Origin of the sequence: Pseudomonas sp. MS646, assembly GCF_036693845.1 — a bacterium.
In the GTDB taxonomy this organism is placed as follows: domain Bacteria; phylum Pseudomonadota; class Gammaproteobacteria; order Pseudomonadales; family Pseudomonadaceae; genus Aquipseudomonas; species Aquipseudomonas chlororaphis_E.
Map to the genome: position 1 here is coordinate 4563984 of NZ_CP144763.1, position 24757 is coordinate 4588740.

Here is a 24757-nt window from a genome sequence, read left to right on the forward strand (position 1 = left end):
TAATCCACTAATAACAAGGATCTGGCCATGCGCGCATTGGCAGCATTGAGCCGCTTCGTCGGCAATACCTTCGCTTATTGGGTACTGATTTTCGCGGTGGTGGCGTTCCTGCTACCGGCCTGGTTCATCGGCCTGAAAGGCGCCATCGTGCCGCTGCTGGGGCTGGTGATGTTCGGCATGGGCCTGACCCTCAAACTCGAAGACTTCGCCGAGGTCGCCCGTCATCCCTGGCGCGTGGCCCTGGGCGTGGTGGCGCATTTCGTGATCATGCCCGGCGTGGCGTGGTTGCTCTGCCAGGTGTTCCACCTGCCGCCGGAAATCGCCGTCGGCGTCATCCTGGTGGGGTGCTGCCCGAGCGGCACCTCGTCCAATGTCATGACCTGGCTGGCCCGTGGCGACCTGGCCCTGTCGGTCGCCATCGCCGCCGTCACCACCCTGCTCGCGCCGCTGCTGACGCCGGCACTGATCTGGCTGCTGGCTTCGGCCTGGCTGCCGGTGTCGTTCATGGAGCTGTTCTGGTCGATCCTGCAAGTGGTGTTGCTGCCGATCGTCCTGGGCGTGGTCGCACAACGCCTGCTGGGGGACAAGGTTCGCCACGCGGTGGAAGTGTTGCCCCTGGTGTCGGTGGTGAGCATCGTCATCATCGTCACTGCGGTCGTTGCCGCCAGCCAGGCGAAAATAGCCGAATCGGGCCTGCTGATCATGGCGGTGGTGATGCTGCACAACAGCTTCGGCTTCCTGCTGGGCTATTTCACCGGCCACCTGTTCAAGCTACCGCTGGCCCAGCGTAAATCCCTGGCGCTGGAAGTGGGCATGCAGAACTCCGGGTTGGGAGCAGCCCTGGCCAGCGCGCATTTTTCGCCGTTAGCGGCGGTGCCCAGTGCGTTGTTCAGCGTCTGGCACAACATCTCCGGGGCCTTGCTCTCCACTTATTTCCGGCGCATGAGCGAAAAGCAGGACCGCGAGGCGCTCGCCGCGAAGCAGGCGGTGGATTGAACGCAGGCTTGATCGAGTGCTCGAGAATGGGCACTCTACCCCTTGAGCGCGGGGACGACCCCGCCACTTGAATCGTCCGTCGATCAAGTCTCAATCCGGGGACGACCCCATCTTCGATGGAGGTTTGCGATGTCCTGGATCATTCTGTTTTTTGCCGGCCTGGCCGAAGTTGGCTGGGCGGTCGGCCTGAAGTACACCGACGGTTTCAGCCGCCCGCTCCCCACTGCACTGACGATTGCCGCCATGGTGATCAGCCTCGGCCTGCTCGGCCTGGCCATGAAGGAATTGCCCCTGGGCACGGCCTATGCGATCTGGACCGGGGTCGGCGCCGTGGGCACGGTCATCGCCGGGATCATTCTGTTTGGTGAGTCGATGGCGCTGGTTCGGTTGGCCAGCGTGGCGCTAATCGTGGCGGGGCTGATCGGGCTGAAGGTCAGCGCATAATCGTTGAGGGAGCGAGCTTGCTCGCGAACGCGGTGTATCAGTTAACCATTATGTCGACTGATACATCGCTATCGCGAGCAAGCTCGCTCCCACAGGAGCTCTGTGCTACCTGACACTCCCGCGCAACTCGCCTACCAACGCCTGCAACTTGGCCGGCTCCGCCAGCTCCACCGCCACTGCCGGCCCTGCCACCAGGGTCACACGCGACCACAACCGGCGAAACAGCCCCTTGGCCGGGTCACGACTGAAGAAGCTGCCCCACAGGCCCTGCAATGCCAGCGGAATCACCGGCACCGGGGTTTCCTGGAGAATGCGGGTCAGGCCGCTCTTGAACTCATTGATCTCACCATCGGCGGTCAGTTTGCCTTCCGGGAAGATGCACACCAATTCGCCCTCCGCGAGGTACTGGGCGATGCGCTTGAAGGCCTTTTCGTAGATGTGGATGTCTTCCTGGCGCCCGGCAATCGGAATCGTCCCGGCCGTGCGGAAGATGAAGTTCAGCACCGGCAGGTTGTAGATCTTGTAGTACATCACGAAGCGAATCGGCCGACGCACCGCGCCGCCAATCAGCAAGGCATCGACGAACGACACGTGGTTGCAGACCAGCAACGCCGCGCCTTCATCGGGAATCGCGTCCAGGTTGCGATGCTCCACGCGGTACATCGAATGGCTCAGCAGCCAGATCATGAAGCGCATGCTGAACTCGGGCACGATTTTGAAGATGTAGGCGTTTACGCCGACGTTGAGCAGCGACACCACCAGGAACAGCTGCGGGATCGACAGCTTGGCGACGCTCAGCAACACGATGGACACGATGGCCGACACCACCATGAACAAGGCATTGAGAATGTTGTTGGCGGCGATCACCCGGGCCCGCTCGTTTTCGGCGGTGCGGGACTGGATCAGCGCGTACAACGGCACGATGTAGAAGCCACCGAAGACACCGAGGCCGAGGATGTCGATCAGCACCAGCCAGGCATGACCGAAGCCGAGCACCTCGAGCCAGCCATGCCCCTGGACGCTGTCGGGAATCCCGCCGGAGTGCCACCACAGCAACAGCCCGAACACCGTCAACCCGAACGAACCGAACGGCACCAGGCCGATCTCGACCTTGCGCCCGGAGAGCCGCTCACAGAGCATCGACCCCAGCGCGATCCCCACCGAGAACACCGTCAGGATCAGGGTGACCACGGTTTCATCACCGTGCATCCACTCTTTGGCGTAGGCCGGGATTTGCGTCAGGTAGATCGCCCCGACGAACCAAAACCACGAGTTGCCGACAATCGAACGGGACACCGCCGGGGTTTGCCCCAGGCCCAGTTTCAGGGTGGCCCAGGATTGGCTGAAGATGTTCCAGTTCAGGCGCATCTGCGGCGAGGCCGCCGCCGCGCGCGGGATGCTGCGGCTGGCCAGGTAGCCGAGCACGGCGATGCCGACGATGGCGCTCGACACCACCGGCGCGTAATGCGCCGAGGACATCATGATCCCCGCGCCGATGGTGCCGGCGAGGATCGCCAGGAAGGTGCCCATTTCCACCAGGCCATTGCCGCCGACCAGCTCATCCTCACGCAAGGCTTGCGGCAGGATCGAATATTTCACCGGGCCGAACAGCGCCGAATGGGTGCCCATGGCGAACAGCGCCACCAGCATCAGCGACAGGTGATCGAACAGAAAACCCACCGCGCCGACCGCCATGATGACGATCTCGCCCAGCTTGATCAGGCGGATCAACGCATCCTTGGCGAATTTTTCCCCAAACTGCCCAGCCAGAGCCGAGAACAGGAAGAACGGCAGGATGAACAGCAACGCACACAGGTTGACCCAAATCGAACGGTCGCCCTCGATGGTCAGCCGATAAAGGATCGCGAGAATCAGCGACTGCTTGAACACGTTGTCGTTGAACGCACCCAGGGACTGGGTGATGAAGAACGGCAGGAAACGCCGCGTGCGTAGCAAGGTGAACTGCGAGGGGTGACTCATCTTCCGTGTTCCTGAGTGGCCTGGACGCTTATTGGAATAACGTTTTTCGATCCAGGCCACACATTACCCCACGCCATGCATGGCTTGGAGAGGCGCGGCGATTATTTTGCCAATCCGGCAATGCACGGTGACACAAACAGCTCGCCGTGCCAGGCCCCCATCACCGTGCGCCGGCCGACAATCAGCCACATCAGCGCCAGCAACACCACCAGCACGCTGCCGAACACGTCGAAGAAACCCAACCCCAACAGGTCCGCCAGTTTCAGGGTGGTCAGCGCATACACCCCCAAGGGAAAGGTAAAGCCCCACCAACCGAGATTGAACGGGATGCCCTCACGCAGGTATCGCGCGGTGATCAGCAGGGCCATCAACATCCACCAGAACCCCAGCCCCCACAGGGTGATGCCCGCCACCAAACCGAGTCCGGCGGCGATTTCACCCACGCCTGGCAGGCCATTGGCAGCGAAGATCAACGGAGCCTCGCCACCCAGCAGCAACATGCCCAGGGCACCGGTGCCGATTGGGCCAAGGGCCAGCCAGCTCGACGCCGCCATGTTTTCGTGAGGCAGTTTGTGCAAGGCCATGCGCAGTAGCAGGATCGTCAGGATGCTGAACGCCACCGGCAGGGAAAAGGCCCAGAGCACGTAGCTGGTGATCAACATGATCAGTTGCGCGTGGGCGTCGGCCAAGTGCGGCGCCAACAGCCCGCCGCTGGCGGCGGCGACTTCAGCGGCCACCACCGGCAGCAGCCATACCGCGGTCATCTGGTCGATCCGGTGCTCCTGGCGAGTGAACATCAGGAAGGGAATCAGCACACCGCAGGCCAGGGACATGGCTACGTCAACCCACCACAGCGCTTGCGCCAACGGCACCACGGCGTCACCCCAGCGTGGCAGCCCGAACACCAGCAGGCCGTTGATGAGGGTCGCCAGCCCCATGGGAATGGTACCGAAGAACATCGAAACCGTTGAGTGGCCGAAAATCCGTCGCGCTTCGTCGAAGAACAACAGCCAACGGGCCGCATACAGCCCGGCGAACAGGATGAACAGCAGCGTATTGAACACCCACAACCCTTCACCCACCACACGCAAGGCCGGCACGCTCCCCGGCCATTGCGCCAAGGCCAGCGCCAGCACGCCGGTGCCCATGGTGACGGCGAACCAGTTGGGGGTGAATTGGCGAATGGCTTCCAGTGGCCTGGGCAAATGGCTCAGGGGACGCAAGCGGGTCTTGGCGGCACAGCATGGCATGGCAGAACTCCTGTCCTCGGTTGAGGTGAGGCCATGCTATAGCCGACTCGAATATCTATATAACGGGTAATTTCTCTATCTGTTATCGATTTTGCAAATACCTTCAGGCACTGCTTCCAGTCTTTATGGCCACGGTTTGCGATTGGCGCAGCAAACCCCACAGTGCAGCGACCGCCAGCACGATCAACACAGCGCCATAGCCATCGGTGGTCGGGATCAGTCCGAACACGCGCACCAGGTTTCCGGCCAGCAGCGAAGGCAGGCTGAATGCCAGGTAACTGAGGACATAGAACGCCGACATCAAGCCGGCGCGTTCATGGGGCAAGGCCAGCGGCATGAGGCTGCGCAGCGCGCCGAGAAAGCCCCCGCCAAAACCGCTGCCGGTCACTAGCGTGCCGATGAAGAACAGCGCCAGGCTGGCGCTGTGAGCCGCGAGCAACACCAAGGCCAGGCCGATCACCAGCAAACCGGCCGATAGGCGCAGGATTCTCTCGGCCGCCTGGTTACGCAGCGTGAAGATGGACAGCGCGCCGCTGAGTGTCAGGACGGCCACCAGTGCACCGCCGATCAGGTTGGAGGTCGATCCCGTCGCGGCCCGCACCAAGGACGGCGCCAAGGACAGGTAGAACCCGCCCACCGCCCAGGCCGACAGGTTCAAGGGCAGCGTCAACCAGAGGGCTCGACGCGCTTGCACCGGCACATGCAAGCTCGGGCGCAGGGAACGCCAGGCGCCTGGTTGTGGGCTGACGCTTTCGACCAGGCGCCAGAGATAGATCGCCTGGCCCAGGAACAGCCCCAGCAGCAGCCAGTATGTCAGTTGCAGCGGCAGCGGCGCGAACTCCGCGAGCAGGCCGCAGCCCAATGCCCCGCACGCCATGCCCAGCAAGGGCGCGACACTGGTGATCAGCGGCCCCTGGCGACGGTCGAAGTCTAGCAACGCAGCGCCCAGCACGCTGGTGGCCATGCCCGTGGCGAAGCCCTGGATCAACCGGGCGCCGATCAGCCAGCCGATGCTGCCGGCATTGATGAACAACAACATGGCCACGATGTTGAGCAGCAGGGCCGCGAAGATCACCGGCTTGCGCCCCAGGTAATCCGACAGCGACCCTACGATCAGCAGGGCCGCCAGCAGACTGAACGCATAGACCCCGAAGATCAGCGTCAGCACCGCCGCAGAAAACTGCAATTGTTCTTGATAGAGGTGATACAGCGGCGTCGGCGCGCTGGACGCGGCGAGAAAACCGAGCAAGGTAAGCGCCAGGAACATCAGGCTCGCTCGCGTTGAAGCTGGACGGGACATGGGCACGCTCCATCAAATCCACAAAAGCTAATAATTTGCTTTTGTGGAGTCTGCACTCGCCCCCTGCTTAAAGCAAATTCTTTGTGTTAAGGTCCGCCTCATGGCTATCAAAGAAGGTTTACGCCCCGGCGGCAGAAGCGCCCGGGTACAGGAATCGATTCATTCGGCGGTCCGCGACCTGCTGCAAACGCAGGACCGCGCCACCCTGACCGTGCCGCAAATTGCTGCGCGCGCGGGGGTGACGCCGTCTACCATCTACCGGCGTTGGGGAGACCTGGCGGCGCTGCTGGCCGACGTTGCCATCGCCCGCATGCGGCCCGACAGTGAGCCGGCCAATACCGGCAGCCTGCGCGGCGACCTACGCGCCTGGGCCGAACAGTACCTGGACGAAATGAGCTCCGAACCGGGTCGCAACATGATGCGCGACATCCAGGCCTGCGCCACGCCGGGGCACTGCGTGGGCATCATCGGCGCTCAGTTGCAGGTCATCTTCGACCGCTACCCCGACGAACCCAACCCGGGTGTCGAACGGTGGATCAACCTGGTGGTGGCACCGACAGTGTTCCGCATCCTCTTTGCTACCGCACCACTTGAGGTTGGGGAGTTGTATCGGTTAGTGGATATGGCTTTGGCTCAGTAAGACCGCCATCGCGAGCAAGCTCGCTCCCACATTGGGTCCTGGGCGAACATAGATTTTGCGTTCGTGGCAGATCAAATGTGGGAGCGAGCTTGCTCGCGATGAGGCCCTACCCTGCATAACCTAAGAGTCCCCCCGCCCGCGACAGCCCGCCACGCCTCGACCTTGGTCGACACTGACGAACCCGAGCGGGCATGCGAGACTGTCCTGCCGGGCCCGAGTCCCGGTGTCTTTGTCCGGGAGTCTCCATGTCGTTGTCCAGCGGGCTGATCGCCGTTGTCGCCCTGGCCTATATGGCCATCATGTTCGCCATCGCCTTCTACGGCGACCGCCGCAGCACGCCGCTGCCGCCGCGGGTGCGCGCCTGGGTCTACAGCCTGTCGCTGGCGGTGTACTGCACCAGTTGGACGTTCTTCGGCGCCGTGGGCCAGGCCGCCGAACAGCTCTGGTCGTTCCTGCCGATCTACCTCGGGCCGATCCTGCTGCTGGTGCTGGCGCCGTGGGTCTTGCAAAAGATGGTGATGATCAGCAAACAGGAGAACATCACCTCCATCGCCGACTTCATCGCCGCCCGCTACGGCAAGTCCCAATCCCTGGCGGTGGTGGTGGCGCTGATCTGCCTGGTGGGCGTGCTGCCGTACATTGCCTTGCAGCTCAAGGGCATCGTCCTGGGTGTGAACCTGTTGATCGGTGCCGGCGCCGACGCCATGGGCACGCGCGCCCAGGACACTGCGCTGATCGTCTCGCTGATCCTGGCGCTGTTCACCATCGTGTTCGGGACCCGCAACCTGGACGCCACCGAACACCACCGCGGCATGGTGCTGGCGATTGCCTTCGAGTCCCTGGTGAAGTTGTTCGCCTTCCTGGCGGTCGGCGCGTTCGTGACGTACGGCCTCTACGACGGCTTCGACGACCTGTTCGACCAGGCGATGCTCGCACCACGGCTGGAGCAATACTGGAAGGAAACCATCAACTGGCCGTCCATGGTGGTACAGACCGGCGTGGCGATGATGGCGATCATCTGCCTGCCGCGACAATTCCACGTGACCGTGGTGGAGAACATCGAGCCCCAGGACCTGCGCCTGGCCAAATGGGTGTTCCCCGCCTACCTGGCCCTCGCCGCGCTGTTCGTGGTGCCCATCGCCCTGGCCGGGCAAATGATGCTGCCGCGATCGGTGCTGCCGGACTCATTCGTCATCAGCCTGCCTTTGGCACAGGCCCATCCGGCGCTGGCGTTGCTGGCGTTCATCGGCGGCGCCTCGGCAGCCACCGGCATGGTGATTGTCGCCAGCGTGGCGCTCTCCACCATGGTCTCCAACGACATGCTGCTGCCCTGGCTGCTGCGCCGCAACAACGCCGAGCGGCCCTTCGAGGTGTTCCGCCAGTGGATGCTGTCGGTGCGTCGCGTGAGCATCGTGGTGATCCTGTTGCTGGCCTATGTCAGCTACCGGCTGCTGGGCTCGACCGCGAGCCTGGCGACCATCGGCCAGATTGCCTTCGCCGCCGTCACGCAACTGGCCCCCGCCATGCTGGGCGCGCTGTACTGGAAACAGGCCAACCGGCGCGGTGTGTTCGCCGGCCTCGCCAGCGGGATTTTCCTGTGGTTCTACACCCTGGTGCTGCCGATCGCCGCCCACAGCCTCGGCTGGTCCCTGGACAGTTTCCCGGGCCTGGCCTGGCTGCACGGCAACCCGTTGAACCTGCCGATCAGCCCGTTGACCCAGGGCGTGGTGCTGTCCCTGGCCGGCAACTTCACCCTGTTTGCCTGGGTCTCGGTGCTGTCGCGCACCCGCGTGTCGGAACACTGGCAAGCCGGACGCTTTATCGGCCAGGAAATCAGCGCCCGCCCCAACGCCCGCTCGATGCTGGCGGTGCGCATCGAAGACCTGTTGCAACTGGCCGCCCGCTTCGTGGGCGAGGAACGGGCCCGGCAGAGCTTCATCCGCTTCGCCTACCGCCAGGGCAAGGGCTTCAACCCGAACCAGAATGCCGACAACGAATGGATCGCCCACACCGAACGCCTGCTGGCCGGTGTCCTCGGTGCCTCGTCGACGCGGGCGGTGGTCAAGGCCGCGATCGAAGGCCGCGAGATGCAACTCGAAGACGTCGTGCGCATCGCCGACGAAGCCTCGGAAGTGCTGCAATTCAACCGCGCACTCTTGCAAGGCGCCATCGAGAACATCACCCAGGGCATCAGCGTGGTCGATCAGTCGCTGCGGTTGGTGGCGTGGAACCGCCGCTACCTGGAACTGTTCAACTACCCGGACGGCTTGATCAGCGTCGGTCGGCCCATTGCCGACATCATCCGCTACAACGCCGAACGCGGCCTTTGCGGCCCCGGCGAGGCGGAGGTGCACGTCGCCCGGCGTTTGCACTGGATGCGCCAGGGTCGCGCCCACACGTCCGAACGGATGTTCCCCAACGGGCGGGTCATCGAGCTGATCGGCAACCCGATGCCTGGCGGCGGCTTCGTCATGAGCTTCACCGACATCACCGCGTTCCGCGAGGCCGAACAGGCGTTGACCGAGGCCAACGAGGGCCTGGAGCAGCGGGTGGCCGAGCGCACCTGGGAACTGTCGCAACTGAACCTGGCGCTGACCGACGCGAAAAGCACCGCTGAAGCGGCCAACCAATCGAAGACCCGCTTCCTCGCCGCCGTCAGCCATGACCTGATGCAGCCGCTCAACGCCGCACGCCTGTTCTCCGCCGCGCTGTCCCACCAGCACGACGGCCTGCCGAGCGAAGCCCGGCAACTGGTGCAACACCTGGACAGTTCGCTGCGCTCGGCCGAAGACCTGATCACCGACCTGCTGGACATTTCCCGCCTGGAGAACGGCAAGATCAATCCCGAGCGCAAGCCGTTCGTCCTCAATGACCTGTTCGACACCCTCGGCGCGGAATTCACCGTCCTGGCCCAAGAACAGGGCCTGAAGTTCCGGGTGCGCGGCTCGCGACTGCGCATCGACAGCGACATCAAGCTGCTGCGGCGCATCCTGCAAAACTTCCTCACCAACGCCTTCCGCTACGCCAAGGGGCCGGTGTTGCTGGGCGCCCGGCGACGCAACGGCGAGCTGTGCCTGGAAGTCTGGGACCGCGGGCCGGGTATCGCCGAGGATAAACAGCAAGTCATCTTCGAAGAATTCAAACGCCTGGACAGCCACCAGACCCGCGCCGAAAAAGGCCTGGGGCTGGGCTTGGCGATCGCCGACGGGCTATGCCGCGTGCTCGGCCACACCCTGCGCGTGCGCTCCTGGCCCGGCCAAGGCAGCGTATTCAGCGTCAGCGTGCCCCTGGCCGCGGCCCAGGCCAGCGCACCTGGCGCGGTGGTCGAACCCAACGGCCATCTGCCCAGCGGCGCGCGGGTGCTGTGCGTCGATAACGAAGACAGCATCCTGATCGGCATGAACAGCCTGCTGACGCGCTGGGGTTGCCAGGTGTGGACCGCGCGCAACCGTGACGAATGCGAGCATTGGCTGGCCCAGGGAGACCGGCCGCAACTGGCGCTGGTGGATTTTCACCTGGACGGCGGTGAGACCGGCACCGAGCTGATGGCCTGGTTGCGCACGCGCCTGGGCGAACCGGTGCCCGGGGTGGTGATCAGCGCCGACGGCCGGCCGGAAACGGTGGCCCAGGTGCACGCCGCAGGCCTGGATTACCTGGCCAAGCCGGTGAAACCAGCGGCATTGAGGGCGTTGTTGAGTCGGCATTTGCCGTTGTAGGTACTGGAGTTCTTCAGCCGAGCACTGAGCCTGTGGCGAGGGGATTTATCCCCGTTGGGTTGCGCAGCGACCCCAGTCCTGGGCACTGCGATGCAGCAGATGAACCATACAAGCCGGTTTACGACTGCTGCGCAGCCGAACGGGGATAAATCCCCTCGCCACAGGTTTTGCACCAAGCCCAAGGATTTCATCAATCCTGGGTTTCTTCCGGCAACTCCGGCAACCCATCCCCATCCGTCATCGCCCGCTCCAGCAAATCGGCCGGCAGGTTCTTGCTGGCCCGGGCGCCGAGGAGCTTGAGTTGTTCGCTGCGGCTGATCAGGTTGCCGCGCCCTTGCGTCAGCTTGTTGCGTGCGGCGCTGTAGGCCTTGTCCAACTGCTGCAGACGACTGCCGATCTCGTCCAGGTCCTGGATGAACAACACGAACTTGTCGTACAGCCACCCGGCCCGTTCGGCGATTTCCCGGGCGTTCTGGCTCTGGCGTTCCTGTTTCCACAAGCTGTCGATCACCCGCAACGTCGCCAGCAAAGTGGTCGGGCTGACGATCACGATGTTGCGGTCAAAGGCCTCCTGGAACAGGTTCGGCTCGGCTTGCAGGGCAGCGGAAAACGCCGCCTCGATCGGCACGAACAACAACACGAAATCCAGGCTGTGCAAACCGTCCAGGCGCTTGTAATCCTTGCCGGCCAGGCCTTTGACGTGGGCACGCAACGACCCCACGTGTTGCTTGAGGGCGAGCAGGCCAATGGCGTCATCCTCGGCGGCCACATACTGTTGGTAAGCCGTGAGGCTGACCTTGGAATCGACCACCACTTGCTTGTCGCCAGGCAGATAAATCAGTACGTCAGGCTGGAAGCGCTCACCATCCGGGCCCTTGAGGCTGACCTGGGTCTGGTACTCGCGACCTTTTTCCAGGCCGGCGTGTTCGAGCACCCGCTCCAGGATCAGCTCGCCCCAGTTGCCCTGGGTTTTCTGGCCCTTGAGCGCGCGTGTGAGGTTGGTAGCCTCGTCGCTCAGGCGCAGGTTCAGCTGTTGCAGCCGCTCCAGCTCCTTGCCCAGCGAGAACCGCTCCCGCGCCTCGGCCTGGTAACTCTCCTCGACGCGTTTTTCGAAGGACTGGATGCGCTCCTTCAAGGGGTCGAGCAATTGGCCCAGGCGTTGTTGGCTGGTTTCGGCGAAGCGCTGTTCACGCTCATCGAAGATTTTCCCGGCCAGCTCGGCAAATTGTGCCCGCAGTGCGTCCCGCGAACCTTGCAGGTCATCCAGGCGTTGCTGATGGCTTTCCTGTTGCTCACGCAGCTCGGCTTGCAGCGACGCCGCCTGGGCATCGAGGCGGCGCAGTTCCGCTTCCTTGTTGGCACGTTCCAGGTTCCAGGCGTGGGCTGCGTCGCGAGCGTTGTCCCGCTCGATCTGCAACAGCTCGACTTCCCGGGACGCAGCGGCAAGCTCGGCCTGCTTGGCAGAGTTGGCCTGGCTGAGGTCGCTGATCTCGTCGCGGCAGGCATCGAGCTGGGCGTTGAGGCCGTCGTGGGCCATGTGCGCGGTGGCCAGGCGCTCTTCCAGCAAGGCCTGTTCGGCCTGCGCGGTGCTCGCCTGGCGTTGCAGGTGCCAGGCCAGGCCCAGCAACGGCACTGCCGCGCCCGCCAGGCCGAACAACAGGCTGGTCAAATCCATCGCCATGACAATTCCCGCGTAAGAGATAAAGCCCGAAGGTTACCCAAGCTGGCGGGGCATTGCCCAGCGCGGTCTTGAATTTCAGTCGTCGATTTCACCGAGGGCCTGACGGGCGCGAGAATCGCCGGCCCGGGCAGCCTGGCGCAACAGGTCATGCCCGATCCGCCGATCCCGGGCGTTTCCGCATTCACGGCACATCAACTGTCCAAGACGACTTTGCGCGGCGACCACCCCTTCACGGGCCGGTTGCTTGAGCAAACGACCGGCCAAGTGCTTGACGCTGGGGTTTTCTCCCAGGCGCGGGCTGTCGAGCAGCCATTCGGCAACCCGCATCGAAATGCGCTTGGTTGGGGTAACACTGAGAGGGGTACCGGTAACAGGATTTGATACGGAGCGAAACTTCATAAAGCACTGCGGGACAGATCGAAAGGCGCGCCACTCTACTCCTTTTTTCCCACGGGTAAAGTCGAAAAAAACCGGCACGCCCGTGCTAGAGCAAGCGCTTGGGACAATCCACAGAAGCTGTGGATAACTCAGTGGACAACCCCCCTCGAACTCGCCGAAAGCCCTGTGGAACGGGGCCTGCGCTCAAACTGACGATTTTTTCACCAGTAAAAAAAAGCGATGTTTTTCATTGACTTAAATTTTCGATGCAGGCACTGGCAAGGGTTTGTTTCGACATGACAGTACGGTGACAAGTGGTGCAGCAAGTGTGCACAAGTAACACCCGAAGCGGTTATAAGCGCCTGCTTTTTTGTGTCATCGCGCAGTGGAAGCTGGGGATAACCCTGGTGTAACCCACGGCGGGCATGGCCTCGAGCCATCAGCGAACACTGCGCCGTTTGTGCTAGAGTTAGTGCCCCTTCGCCCTGTCTCTGCGGGCATTTGAATATTTTTTAACCAATTCCCTTTCCTTCGGTCATTCGATCCGTTACTATCCGCGGCGTTAGTACCAAGCTGAAAGTCAATTCCGGGTCGAACACTTCTCTGCGGTCAGCCATCCCAACACGGACGCCTGACCGAAAAAAAGAGACCGGCCCCCTCGATGGTTTCCAGGTAACGCTTGCGCCAACACAGCCTTTGATCGAATGCGAAGGGTGTTGCCAGGCTCACTGCTCTGACCGAACCAACCTGCAAATTGATCAGGATCTTCACCCCGGGCCCAGAACCTTTGCCCCTGATGTGTTGCCTGCCCTCCTAAGTACCTACCTGCCAGCCCAAGCGCGCACTGTCTATAGCGCTCAAACTGGCTGCTTTGTTCCAGTCGGGTTCTTCGTTCGACCAATGGTGGTCGACGTTACTGGAACGTTTTAACGTTGCACGGTTCTTAACCGTGTCATTTGTAGGAACACCCATAACATGTCGACTCAAATCCAGACCCAGGATGCCATCCGCACCCTAACCAACGCTTTTGCCCCAATGAACTGCCTGATCATGGCCGCTCGCAAAGGCTGCTTCAGCTTCACCGTGGTCAACGAACACGGCATCGCCCGTCACAGCGAACGCCTGTATCCCGATCAGTACTCCAGCGCAGAACCGCTGCAGGCCGTGATCGAGCGTACTCGTCAGGCACTGGTTGCCTGATTCGCCGCCAAGGCTGACACCTCAAAGGCCCCGCCCAGAAAGCGGGGCTTTTTATTGCCTCATCATTCCCACGCTGGGCGCGCAAACGCCTCGGCCAATGCCCAACATTCAGCCGTGCTAAGCCGGGAAAAGCGAAACGGCGTAAGCACCAAGGGATATAAGGGTTATAACCGTTGGCCGAAGATGTTTTAAAAACAGTCCTTTACAGCGCAAATATGACACTAGACTTCAACTCAAGCGGCATGATCCGCTTCCGGCGGAGCCTGAACCGATCCACCGCTGCCAAGCCCACACCCTTCAGGCTCCGCCCTTTTCACGCTTCGAGGGTCTTATGGGTATCGCTGCCAGCGAACTGTGTCGATATGTGATCCGCCCGACGCTCCTCTACCTGGAGCGCCACAGCGCAACGGCGGAATCCTTGTTACTGGGCATTGCCGCCAGCCAATCGGGCCTCGGCTCTGCACTGCACGACCGGCGCGGGCACGGCCTGTATCGCATCACCGAACCCCGCCACCGGGCGCTGTGGGACCATTACCTGGCGCTGGACCCGGAACGCGCCAGCCTGGTCCGTGGCCTGGCCAGCCAGCACGCCTTTCTCAGCGGCCCGCACCTGGAACTGACCGTCAACCTGCGCTACGCCACCGCCATCGCCTGGCTGCTGGTGGAAGAACAGAACACCGCCCTGCCCGACGCCGACGATCTGCTCGGCATGGCCCGCATCTGGCGCCAGACCTTTCACCCGCAGGGGCGCCTGCGAGACTTCACCTTCGCTTGGCAAAACTGCGTTTCATCCATGAATCCGGTCGCTTGCTGATGGGGAATTTGGAAACTTCCTACAACGGACGTAAATCTGGTCGGATTGTCCTACAAAACCGCTCTAAATCAAGCCATACAGGCTATAGCGCTTGGACGAAAATGTTGGTAATTTTCGCCCCGGTGACCATCAGGAGTTCTAACAATGAAAAAAATCATGCTCAAAACCACCCTTGGCCTTGCCGTTACCTTGGCATCCACTCAACTTTTCGCCAGTGGCTTTGCCTTGAACGAACAAAGCATCAGTGGCATGGGCACTGGTTTCGCCGGTCGTTCTTCTGCTGCCGATGATGCGAGCACCGTGTTCGGCAACCCTGCTGGCATGTCGCGCCTCAAGCGCCAGCAAGTGACCGGCGGCTTCGCGGCTATTGATGCCTCCACCGATATCGACGATGCCAGCGGCACTCACGCCGGCACCAACAAGGGCGACATGGTCCCGCTCACCGGCGTTCCGATGGGCTTCTACGTCAAACCGATCGATGACCAATGGGCCTTCGGCCTCGGTGTGTACGCACCGTTCGGCCTCATCACCGATTATGAAAACGGCTTCCAGGGCGGCAACTTCGGCAGCAAGAGCGAAGTGAAGGTCGTGACCTTCCAGCCTACCGTCAGCTATGCCTTCAACGACAAGGTCTCGATCGGCTTCGGTCCGACCGTCAACCGTATTTCCGGCGCGCTGGAATCGACCCTGACCACCCCACTGTCGCCGAATGACGGTGATGTGAAAATCAAGGGCGACGACATCGGCTACGGCTACAACATCGGCTTGCTGGTCCAGGCGACCGACACCACGCGCGTCGGCCTGACCTACCACTCCAAGGTCAAGTACAAGCTCGAAGGTCACACTGAAGTGAACCCAGGCGCCGGTACCCCTGCCTTCCTGCTCAACAACGGCCGCTACGACGCATCGCTGGATATCACCACCCCGGAATCGGTGGACTTCTCGGTGACCCAGGAGATCAACGATGCCTGGAAGGTCTATGCCGGCAGCACCTGGACCCGTTGGAGCCGCCTGAAAGAAATTACCGTGAACAACGAAGGCGTAACGGCAGCTGGCGGCGCCCTGGCCCCTGCGTTCCTGGGCAGCATCACCGAAGAACAGAACTGGCACGACACCTGGGCCTACGCCATCGGTACCTCCTACCAGTTGAACAAACAGTGGGTCCTGCGTACCGGCCTGTCCTTCGACCAGTCGCCTACCAACAATGAAGACCGCTCGCCACGCATCCCAACCGGCGACCGGACCATCTTCAGCCTGGGTGCTGGCTGGAGCCCGACTGACGACCTGACCATCGATGTGGCGTATTCCTACCTCAAGGAGGAAAAAGTCAGCATCAATCAAACCAACGCCCTGGGCCAATCCTACAGCGCTGAATACAAAAACAGCGCCAACGGCTTCGGTGTCGGTGCAACCTACCGCTTCTGATGGTTCACGGCGAAGCTGAACCCTCCGCCGACTGAAGCAAAAAAAGCCCCGCACTCTGCAAAGACGCGGGGCTTTTTCGTGGCCGGCGATCAGGGCTTGGAGGCGATGGCGGCTTCCACGGCCTTGATGAACTCGGGGTCATCGGGCTTGATGCGGCTGGAGAAACTGGCGACGACCTTGCCCTGGCGGTCGACGACGTACTTGTAGAAATTCCATTTCGGCGCGCCAGACTGTTCCGCCAGGTGCCTGAACAACGGGATGGCGTCGGCGCCGCGCACCGGTTGCGGCTCGGTCATGGTGAAGGTCACGCCGTAATTGACGTAGCACACCTTGGCCGTTTCAGCGCCGTCCTTGGACTCCTGCTTGAAGTCATTGGAGGGCACGCCCAGCACTTGCAGCCCTTGGTCCTTGTAGCGCTGGTTCAGCGCCTCGAGGCCTTTGAACTGTGGGGCGAAACCGCAGAAGCTGGCGGTGTTGACCACCACCAGCGGCTTGCCGGCGAAGCGCTGGCACAGGTCGATGGTTTCCTTGGCCCGCAGCTTGGGCAAGGAGCCCTCCAGCAACGGTGGGCAATCGGCGGCCCATAGGGGGCCGGCTACGGCCAGTAGGAGCGTCGGAACAGCAAGCCAGCGCATCAGCATGTCGGCATTTCCTTATAGGCATTCAGCCTACGACGTTACTCGCCGAGCCCGACCTCGTCCATCGTTCAACAGGTTCCCATGCCCAATTGCATCAACGCCAGGCCGCCCTGCTGCCAGCCCCACCAGGCGAAGGTCAGCAGCAAGCCGGCGCCGAGCGCCACCAACCACGGGCCGACGCGGCTCATGCGGCACCGGCCTGAACTTGCAGGCGCGCCACCGGACGTTCACGCACAGGCCAGTTCAATGCCGCCGCCAGCAGGCTGAGGAGGATCGACACCTGCCAGATCAAGTCATAGCTGCCGGTGCGGTCGTATACCACCCCACCCAGCCAGCCGCCGAGGAACGAACCCAACTGGTGGAACAGGAACACGATCCCACCCAACATCGAGAGATTTCGCACACCGAACAAGGTGGCGACGGTGCCGTTGGTCAACGGCACCGTGGACAGCCACAGCAAGCCCATCGCCATGCCGAACAGATAGGCCGTGGTGGTGGTCACCGGCAGCCACAGGAACAGGCCGATCACCACGGCCCGCAACAGGTACAACCCGGTCAACAAGCGCGGCTTGGACATGCGCCCGCCCAGCCAACCGGCGGTGTAGGTGCCGAAGATGTTGAACAGGCCCACCAAGGCCAGCACCGTCGTGCCAACGCTGGCGGCCAAATGCTGGTCCACCAGGTAGGCCGGCAAATGCACGCCGATGAACACCACCTGGAAACCACAGACGAAAAACCCCAGGGCCAGCAGCCAGAACCCCGAATGACTGCACGCCTCGCGCAGCGCTTCGGACAAGGTTTGCTCGGGGCCGGTCACCGGCAACGGCGCGTCCTTGAGCATGCTCACCAACGGCACGATCAATGCCACCAGCAGGCCCAGCACCAACAAGGCAGCCGACCACCCCAGCCAACCGATCAGCCCCAACGTGCCCGGCAACATGGCGAACTGGCCGAAGGAACCGGCGGCACTGGCGATGCCCATGCCCAGGCTGCGTTTCTCCGGCGGTACGGCCCGGCCGACCACGCCCAGGATCACCGAGAACGAGGTGCCGGACAGGCCGATGCCGATCAACAATCCCGCGCTCAACGACAACGACCAGGCCGAATCCGACAGCCCCATGAACACCAGGCCGAGGGCATACAGGACGCCCCCGACCAGCACCACTTTCGCCGCGCCGAAACGGTCGGCCAACGCCCCGGTGAAGGGCTGCGCCATGCCCCAGATCAGGTTCTGCAAGGCGATGGCAAAGGCGAACACCCCACGCCCCCAGCCGAACTCGGCGCTCATGGGTGAGAGGAACAGGCCGAAGCCATGCCGCACGCCCAGGGACAACGCCAGGATCAGCGCGCTGCCCACGAGGACCCAACCACAGGTACGCCACATCGATGTCATTATTATTCTCCGCTCGCGGGTATATACCCGCTTGTATTCGAACGAACCGGCGTTACGCCAGTTCGTCCAGCAAGGCCAGCAACGCCGTGCGCTTCTCAGCGCCCAGCTTATCGATCAAGCGTTGTTGCGCCGCCTCCCAGGCCGGCAGCGCTGCCGCCAGCCGGGCATGCCCGGCGTCGGTCAGCACGACAATGCGGTTACGCAGGTCCTCGCCCTCGGCCAGCCTCACCAGGCCCTCGCCCTCCAACACCCGCAGGTTACGCCCCAGGGTGCTGCGGTCCAGGCCCATGGCCTCGGCCAGGGAAGAAATACTCGGTTGATCCAGGCGAGCCAGGTTGCTCAGCAAAGAATACTGGGCAACGTTGATCCCGAAGCCATCGAGAGCGCCGTCGTAATACCTGCTGACGCCACGGGCGGCACGACGCAGGTTGATGCACAAGCATTGGGAAGGAAGCATGGGTGCGTGTATATACCCGCGATGGACTGATTGCAAATTTAAAATCAAGGTTGAGAAGACCCGTTGCTCACGAGGTCCAGCCAGCAAAGCGTAAAAATTCCTACAATATCAATCGCTTCAGCTGACAGCCTTTTCGACAATTCATCATTAGAGTCCTCGCACCTGTCATGTCTGACAGGTTTCAGGGATTTTGAATCGAGCTATAACGAACCCGTGCCTCCAGCCCTACGGGGTCTGAAGGCGGGACGTGCGAACCATGCCATCCAGTAGTAGGAAGATTCCGCCGCCCCCACGCCATCAATGAGGATGAATGGGAGATTTCGCTCATGTACCACACCACCGCTGTTTCAGCCCCCTCATCGCCCTATCAGGCCCGCTTCCAACCTACGGAGAGCAAGCCCGCTCAGAAAATCTGCCTTACCAACCGGGAAAGAGAGTTCCTGCAATGGAGCGAGGCCGGTAAATCTTCCTGGGAAATCGCCGTAATCGTCGATTGCAGCGAAGCCAACGTTAATTACCACTTCAACAATATCCGCCGAAAATTCGGCGTCAGTTCGCGTCACCTCGCGGGGAAAATCGCGCGCGAACAAGGCTTGCTCTAAGTGCCCGGACGTCTGCCTCCCAGCGCCCGGGCTGTTGACGGACCCTGTCGAGAACTCAATGCATCCGAACCACACGCCTGTACACCGCGACACCCCCAGCCTCTGGACCTGTGACGATACGCGAGTGTCGCACAGGCACCCTGCCGATAAGCCGGTTCGCATCATCCTCGCCGACGATCACCCGGTCGTGCTGGCCGGCATCGAAATGACCTTGGTGCAACTCGGGTTTGCCATCGTTGCCACCGCCCGCAATCCCGATGAACTGATCCAGCACCTGCAACGCACTCCCTGTGACCTGGTGATCAGCGATTATTCGATGCCGGATGGACAGTTCCCGGACGGGCTGGCCTTGATGGGTTACCTGAAGCGGCATCATCACGGCTGCCCGCTGATCGTGATCACCATGCTGCGCAATACTTCCGTGCTGCAGGCCCTGCTCAATGGCGGCGTGAACGGCTTGTTCGACAAACGCAGCCCACTGCGCAACCTGAAGCGAGCGATCCTGGCGGTCATCCAGGGACAACGCTATGTATGCCCAGGTTTCGCGGCGCTCGTGCAAGCCCAACCCCTGGCGGTCGCCGGACCCGAAGCGGCATCGGTGAGCCTGTCGGAACGAGAACTGGAGGTGGTAAGGCTGTTCGTGCGGGGGATGTCCGGCCGACAGATCGCGGCCCAGCTCAATCGCAGCGAAAAAACCATCAGTCGACAGAAACGCACCGCCATGGACAAGTTGGGGCTTGGCCATGACGGTGGGTTGGTGGAGTTTGCTCGGGTGAGTGGGTTGGGATAAGGCTCAGCAAGACTGGGGTGTCGAACTCATGCTGAATTAGACATCGAAACTGGGAGGCAACAACTTACCTAATGCCTTCCAGTTCAAGTACCCACCTCTCAATTAAACTCACTCAGTCCATATCGCGAAACCTACCCCCCCTATCCCTCCATACAACACGCGCAACCGTTTGGCGAACATTAAGGCCAAATTCGGAATCGTAATTCACTATAAGATCGGTCGTTATTATCTTAGAACCGTGCGCAGTTGTCCCGACCTCATTGCCCGGTTCACTTAGCAGTAGAGCCTTTTTATAAGCTTTGGGATATTTTTTCAGATTTCGCAACTGCCTTGCTTTTTGCTTTGCCTGTATCTCAGCTGGCGTTCTAGGCCGGCGCAATGGATCTTTTTGTTTCACTGCCGTACCTTCAACTGGCCTGGTAGCCCCCAAATCAGCCCTACCTGGCGGAGGATTGGCGCCTGCTGCTGGGATCTCTGTCTCCAAGCGGGGAGGAGGTTTGCCCACGGAATATGACGAACCATCATATAAAGGGTTAGTTGAAGTATTTGTTCCAGGCTGCACAAACCGGCCTTGATAAGCAGGATCCGCCACGTTAAAAGCCGAAGCCTGGCTAGCAGCCGGAGATTTAGGTTTGAAGCCAAATATTTTCTTTACCCACGTCCAAACACCAAAATGCCCCGTCGGATCCACGAAATTAACCGGATCCCCCAAGCAATAAGCATAGGCATTCAGCCCTCCCTCTCCAAACGGGCTCCAGCTGTCCGGGCTATGAAACCTCAGCAAACACGGATTGAAAGCCCTGTAGCCACTGCCCAACAAATACCACCCGGTCTCATCCCTGACCTCACCGTTGAAGCCCATGCGCCCACCCACCGGCTGTGCACCATCGCGATCACCATAAGCGCTGTAGGCAATTGCGCTGACCTCGCCCTCGTCTACTTCCCGGAGCACGCTCCCGCTTTGATCACTGGCCAGCAGCAACGACTTTGGGAGCGCACCCTCCTGCCGCTCCGCGAGGGGCACGCCTTCGACCGACACATAGGTCCTGCTCTGCGCGGCGCCAACGGAATTGACCGGTTTGCCATCGCGGTAAAACTGCTGCTCGCGATCAGTATCATTGGCGCTGACCGACAATTGATCGCCGCCGTCATACCCGTAGGTTCTGGTGTCATCCGAGCCGGAACCGCTCACTTCGACCAAACGGGACAGCAGATCATAGACCAAGGTCCGCCCTTCTTCGTCCTTGATCAGGTTGCCGTTGGCATCGTATTCCAACTCGATATCCGGGTAATCGGCATGACTGTTGGTGACGCGTGTCAGTTGAACCGGGTCCAGGTTTTCGTAGAAGAAACGCGCGGTGTTGCTTTCGCTGGCCTGGCCTTTCTTGAAGGTCGTGCGAACTTCTTCGTGATTATCCAAGGCATCGAAGAAAAATAGTTGCCGGGACATCGGGTTGCCGAAAGGATCCGCCGGCACTTGCGGGCCTTCGCAACGGTATTCCTCAAGACGTCCGCGCAGTTCGTATCGATAGGTCTCGTTACGAAGCACGGTTTCGCCCACGCTCGCGCCTTCGCTCAACTCACGCTGTTCGATCTGATCCAGACTATTCCAGCATTGCTTCAACCAGGACCGGCTGCCGTTAAGGTGGAAAGTGCGCAATGTTTCACGCCCCTGTGCATCATACTCAAGCTCGATGGTCGCGCTGGTGTTGGCTGCGTCCACCGTGGCGATACGCGCCATCAGACCCTGATCGTTATAGGTAAAGTCGCTGCGGATATAGCTGTTGGCGCCCGGCTCGGCGAGTTGGGTATGGGTCAACCTGCCATTGGTGCGGTCGTACTCGAACGACTGAACCTGCCCTGTGACATCGTGATAACGAATCAGTCTTCCGAGCCGGCTGTGGACATAGGTCATTTCATACGGCTCGGCGACATCCGTCACAGTACGCGTTTCGGTTTTTATCTGGCCTTGATCGTCGTAAGTTCGTCCCAACTCGATATCGATTTCCGACGAGCTGACGAGCCGCGCATCTCGCGGATCGTAGCCATAAGTCGCTTTGATCGGCGCGGGCACTTGTTTCAGGCGGCCGATGGTTTCTTCCCCCGCGACGGCGTTCCGGGTCAGCGGCTCATCCGTCAGCTCATAAGCGTACGCGTAGTGGATCACATCACCACTGGGCTGAATGACGCGATTGGCTTTGCTATACGTGGTGTCGTACTCATGCCGGGTGATCCGCCCTCCGGTTATCGACTGGCTGATCCGCTCCAGGCTGTCGAACGCCTGCGTGCCCAGCTCCGTATTGCCGACCTTGATCAGGGTGGGCAGATCGTTGCGGCTATGGCCAGCGTATTCACGTACGACCTTGTCCTGGGTCGGCAACGTGGTTTCAAGCATGCGATCGAAAACGTCGTAGCTGTAGGACGTCTTGTAGCCCGCCGCGTTTTCTTCCTGAGCCGTACGGCCCAGGCCGTCATACAGATAGCCGTGAATACCGAGGGAGTTTCCGGCAAGGTCGAAACGCTCGACCTTGACCGGCTTTTCCAGGCGATTGGTGGTCGTGACGGTCTGGCCCTGGCCGTGCGTCCACTCCGTGGTGGTAAAGGCAATCGGATCCTGCACGGTGTATTGGGTTACGCCTGCCGGGTCGGTACTGCTGGATTGCTCGCCCCAATCATCGAATGCGTAAGTGGTTTTCAACGCAAGGGGAGTGAGCTCCAGCCAGTCGATTTCCTGCTCTTCGATCAATTGACCCAATGCGTTGTAGGTCGAGCGGTAAATGTCTCGAAATGCGCCGCCCGAGAAGTCCGCGTCCTGCTGTTCTTCCCTGACCGCCCTGTTCAACCCATCGAACCAGGTGCGAGTCTTGAGACCCTTGACGCTCTCGACCTCCTGGAAAGCCTGCCCGGTAACCGGTGCCTGGTCTTTATCCGCCGGGCGGATAAGCGTGTAGCTGTAACTACGCGTGGCCGCGTAGTCCGGATCATCGGGCGCGACCGTTTCCGTCAGCACCCGTACCAGGGCGTCATAGGTCATGCGGATCCTGATGTCCTTGTCCCGGGTCAGCAAGGGCTCACCATTGAGCAGCGAGCGCTCGGCGCTGACGACCTTGACCAGATTGTCATGGCCGGTGAATGTCTCGGTCGTCTCGAACACGGTTTCACCGAGAAGAATGTCGTTGCCGTTGGTTGCCTTGTTACTTTTCGCTTTTTCCTCGTCCGTCCTGATCCGGTATTCGTAACCGGTCGTTGAAACGTAGTCGCGGCCCTCCCCCACCAAGCTGACGGTTTTGAGTCGCTCAAGCCCATGGATCAATGGATCGACCGGAGTGTTGAAATACTCATGGCGGGTGGTCTCCAACAACACTTCGGTCTGACCAACGACTTGCTGCTGGCTTTCCTCGGATACGACCACCGACGGTACGCGGATATAAACGTCATCCAGCGCCGGCAATTCGACATAGCTGTAGCGAGTCCGAAGGGTCGGCGCACCAGCTTGCAGGTCGGGCACTAGTTCCGGATCCGTCGCCGGGCTGACCGTTGTGTGCTCGATATGTTTGACGAAGCCGTAGGGATCCTCCGGACACTTGCCGGGAATTCCGCCAGCCGGATAGTAGGTGGTCGCCTCGGTGACGCCACTGGGTTGCACGCTCAGGGTCTGGTTGCCGTGGATGTCATACTCACTGCGCTCGACATCTTCTCGCCACTTACGCGCATCATCGGTCAACTCCCAGCGAGTCATCACCTCTTTGGGCAACTGGCACTGACGCGGTTGTGCATCGAACGCCAACTTATCGTCTTCATCGGCGTAGTAACGGGTCTTTTGGGTCTGTTGATGCGTGCCCTGCAAGGTGGTCTCCGAGACCAGCAAGTGGAAGCGGTTGAACTTACGGGTCACGCTGCGAACCGTATCGGTTCCGACCATCAATGCTTCGGTAGACTCGTACTCGTAGGCGTCGAGCATCTTATACAGGTTATCCAGACCATCCTCGCTCCACCCGATGCCACTGTTGAAACCCAGAAAATTATGGCCATTGGCACTGTAGGTGTATTTCACCGTGATGGGCCCCTGGCCGCCGCCAGGGTCGGTGACATGGTCGGTCACCCTGGGCAACTTACGCTGTTCATTACCGCTACCGGGAAGGCCGTGCCCATCATCGTTGTACTGGACAGTTTCGTGGGCGCCCAAGGGTGTCCAGACTGCGCTGATGCAATCCAGACCTTTCTCCGGGCGGTATTCGAAGCGCCAACCGGCATTCTCGGTCGTCGGCAAGGTAATCCGGTCGACGCGACCATCCTTCATGTTCAGGACCACCTCGGCCAGCGCCGTGCCATTGACGGGCTTGTAGCCGATGTGGACGGCATTGGTGATGAGGTTGCGGGTAATTTCAAGCAGCAGGCCGGTGTCGTCGCGAATAGTGCGCAGCATCGGCGCGCCAGCGACAGTCACGTAGTCCAGGGTGATCTCATGCCCCTGCTCGGAGTACATTTTCACCGGCATCGCCACCTGGGGGCTGGCCCCCTTGAGCTCCAGTATTTCCACCAGCCCGGACTTATGGACGATCTTGAACTGGTCATCCGGCAATTGAAAAAACTGAAAATCCTCGATCTTCTGTTCTTTCATGCGCTTACGATTGGCCACGCCTTCGTACGGGCCGGTCACCTTGAATGTCTGTCCCGAGTACACCGAGACGATCTGGGTACTTGGGGTGTACTGGCTTAGCGCAAGATTCCAACCGGTGCCAAATCCACTGTCATTGGTATTCAACGGGTTGTAGTTGAGTGTCAGAGGCACCAATGGCCCGCGCAGGTAATTACTTAGTAATTCTGGCAACGATAATGACACGGTATAAAAACCGGTTCGCGGATCGACGCCCGTCTGGACAAAACTCAAAAAGTTGAAGGCATTGGAGTGCACAGCAGTAGACGCAGTCATCGTTAACCTCACAAACAGCTCAATAAGCAGTGATAGGCGAGCGAAGGCACGCTCATTCAGTGCTTACTTGAATGCAGCGAACTTCGCTTGAACTTCCAACTTCACGAGAAGGGCCCGCGA

At 61.0% G+C, this 24757-nt stretch carries 18 protein-coding genes; 9 read left to right on the forward strand and 9 right to left on the reverse strand.

The window, feature by feature from the left end:
* The first annotated feature begins 27 nt into the window (after nt 1-27).
* Nucleotides 28-996, forward strand: coding sequence for a bile acid:sodium symporter family protein (locus V3H56_RS20010; protein WP_042732580.1), 969 nt, complete (start codon nt 28-30; stop codon nt 994-996).
* Between the two features lie 129 nt (nt 997-1125).
* On the forward strand, nt 1126-1440 hold the full coding sequence (sugE, locus tag V3H56_RS20015) for a quaternary ammonium compound efflux SMR transporter SugE (protein ID WP_042732581.1): 315 nt from the start codon (nt 1126-1128) through the stop codon (nt 1438-1440).
* Between the two features lie 105 nt (nt 1441-1545).
* Here the strand turns inward: sugE and V3H56_RS20020 are convergent, their stop codons facing one another.
* The 3 genes from V3H56_RS20020 to V3H56_RS20030 form a co-directional block, all read right to left on the reverse strand.
* Nucleotides 1546-3420, reverse strand: a complete 1875-nt coding sequence (locus V3H56_RS20020; RefSeq protein WP_047736499.1) for an MFS transporter — start codon at nt 3418-3420, stop codon at nt 1546-1548.
* 101 nt (nt 3421-3521) lie between these two features.
* Nucleotides 3522-4670: a TDT family transporter gene (locus V3H56_RS20025; RefSeq protein ID WP_042732028.1), complete on the reverse strand. Its 1149-nt coding sequence runs from the start codon at nt 4668-4670 to the stop codon at nt 3522-3524.
* A 103-nt stretch (nt 4671-4773) separates the two neighbouring features.
* Nucleotides 4774-5970 carry an MFS transporter gene (locus tag V3H56_RS20030; protein WP_338473791.1) on the reverse strand — a complete coding sequence of 399 codons (1197 nt, stop codon included), beginning with the start codon at nt 5968-5970 and terminating at the stop codon, nt 4774-4776.
* A 100-nt stretch (nt 5971-6070) separates the two neighbouring features.
* On the opposite strand from V3H56_RS20030, the gene V3H56_RS20035 reads away from it, so the two are divergent.
* Together V3H56_RS20035 and V3H56_RS20040 are read left to right on the forward strand one after the other, a co-directional pair.
* The gene (locus tag V3H56_RS20035) at nt 6071-6610 is read left to right on the forward strand and encodes a TetR/AcrR family transcriptional regulator (RefSeq protein ID WP_042732026.1); all 540 of its coding nucleotides are present in this window, start codon (nt 6071-6073) and stop codon (nt 6608-6610) included.
* A 245-nt stretch (nt 6611-6855) separates the two neighbouring features.
* Nucleotides 6856-10326 (forward strand): PAS domain-containing hybrid sensor histidine kinase/response regulator, encoded by a 3471-nt coding sequence (locus V3H56_RS20040; protein WP_047736504.1) that lies wholly within the window; start codon nt 6856-6858, stop codon nt 10324-10326.
* A 190-nt stretch (nt 10327-10516) separates the two neighbouring features.
* Here the strand turns inward: V3H56_RS20040 and rmuC are convergent, their stop codons facing one another.
* Nucleotides 10517-11893, reverse strand: coding sequence for a DNA recombination protein RmuC (gene rmuC / locus V3H56_RS20045; RefSeq protein ID WP_338474791.1), 1377 nt, complete (start codon nt 11891-11893; stop codon nt 10517-10519).
* A 189-nt stretch (nt 11894-12082) separates the two neighbouring features.
* A complete protein-coding gene (locus tag V3H56_RS20050; RefSeq protein WP_338473792.1) occupies nt 12083-12406 on the reverse strand; it encodes a sel1 repeat family protein in 324 nt (107 codons plus the stop codon).
* Between the two features lie 954 nt (nt 12407-13360).
* On the opposite strand from V3H56_RS20050, the gene V3H56_RS20055 reads away from it, so the two are divergent.
* From V3H56_RS20055 to V3H56_RS20065, 3 genes are all read left to right on the forward strand, one after another.
* The gene (locus tag V3H56_RS20055; protein WP_016773719.1) at nt 13361-13585 is read left to right on the forward strand and encodes a hypothetical protein; all 225 of its coding nucleotides are present in this window, start codon (nt 13361-13363) and stop codon (nt 13583-13585) included.
* A 331-nt stretch (nt 13586-13916) separates the two neighbouring features.
* Nucleotides 13917-14399 (forward strand): hypothetical protein, encoded by a 483-nt coding sequence (locus tag V3H56_RS20060; RefSeq protein WP_042730078.1) that lies wholly within the window; start codon nt 13917-13919, stop codon nt 14397-14399.
* A 144-nt stretch (nt 14400-14543) separates the two neighbouring features.
* The gene (locus tag V3H56_RS20065) at nt 14544-15824 is read left to right on the forward strand and encodes an outer membrane protein transport protein (protein WP_042730079.1); all 1281 of its coding nucleotides are present in this window, start codon (nt 14544-14546) and stop codon (nt 15822-15824) included.
* 89 nt (nt 15825-15913) lie between these two features.
* On the opposite strand, the gene V3H56_RS20070 is transcribed toward V3H56_RS20065, so the two are convergent.
* From V3H56_RS20070 to V3H56_RS20080, 3 genes are all read right to left on the reverse strand, one after another.
* A complete protein-coding gene (locus V3H56_RS20070) occupies nt 15914-16465 on the reverse strand; it encodes a glutathione peroxidase (protein ID WP_047736510.1) in 552 nt (183 codons plus the stop codon).
* A gap of 181 nt (nt 16466-16646) precedes the next feature.
* Nucleotides 16647-17855, reverse strand: a complete 1209-nt coding sequence (locus V3H56_RS20075) for an MFS transporter (RefSeq protein WP_042730081.1) — start codon at nt 17853-17855, stop codon at nt 16647-16649.
* Between the two features lie 52 nt (nt 17856-17907).
* The gene (locus V3H56_RS20080; protein ID WP_338473793.1) at nt 17908-18312 is read right to left on the reverse strand and encodes a MarR family transcriptional regulator; all 405 of its coding nucleotides are present in this window, start codon (nt 18310-18312) and stop codon (nt 17908-17910) included.
* Between the two features lie 326 nt (nt 18313-18638).
* Between V3H56_RS20080 and V3H56_RS20085 the strand changes: the two genes are divergently transcribed.
* Together V3H56_RS20085 and V3H56_RS20090 are read left to right on the forward strand one after the other, a co-directional pair.
* Entirely contained in the window at nt 18639-18914 is a 276-nt protein-coding gene (locus V3H56_RS20085; protein ID WP_047736512.1) for a LuxR family transcriptional regulator, read from the forward strand.
* A 124-nt stretch (nt 18915-19038) separates the two neighbouring features.
* Nucleotides 19039-19704 carry a response regulator transcription factor gene (locus V3H56_RS20090; RefSeq protein ID WP_047736513.1) on the forward strand — a complete coding sequence of 222 codons (666 nt, stop codon included), beginning with the start codon at nt 19039-19041 and terminating at the stop codon, nt 19702-19704.
* A 112-nt stretch (nt 19705-19816) separates the two neighbouring features.
* Here V3H56_RS20090 and V3H56_RS20095 read toward each other — a convergent pair whose 3' ends face one another.
* On the reverse strand, nt 19817-24637 hold the full coding sequence (locus tag V3H56_RS20095; protein WP_338473794.1) for an RHS repeat-associated core domain-containing protein: 4821 nt from the start codon (nt 24635-24637) through the stop codon (nt 19817-19819).
* Nucleotides 24638-24757 lie beyond the last annotated feature (120 nt).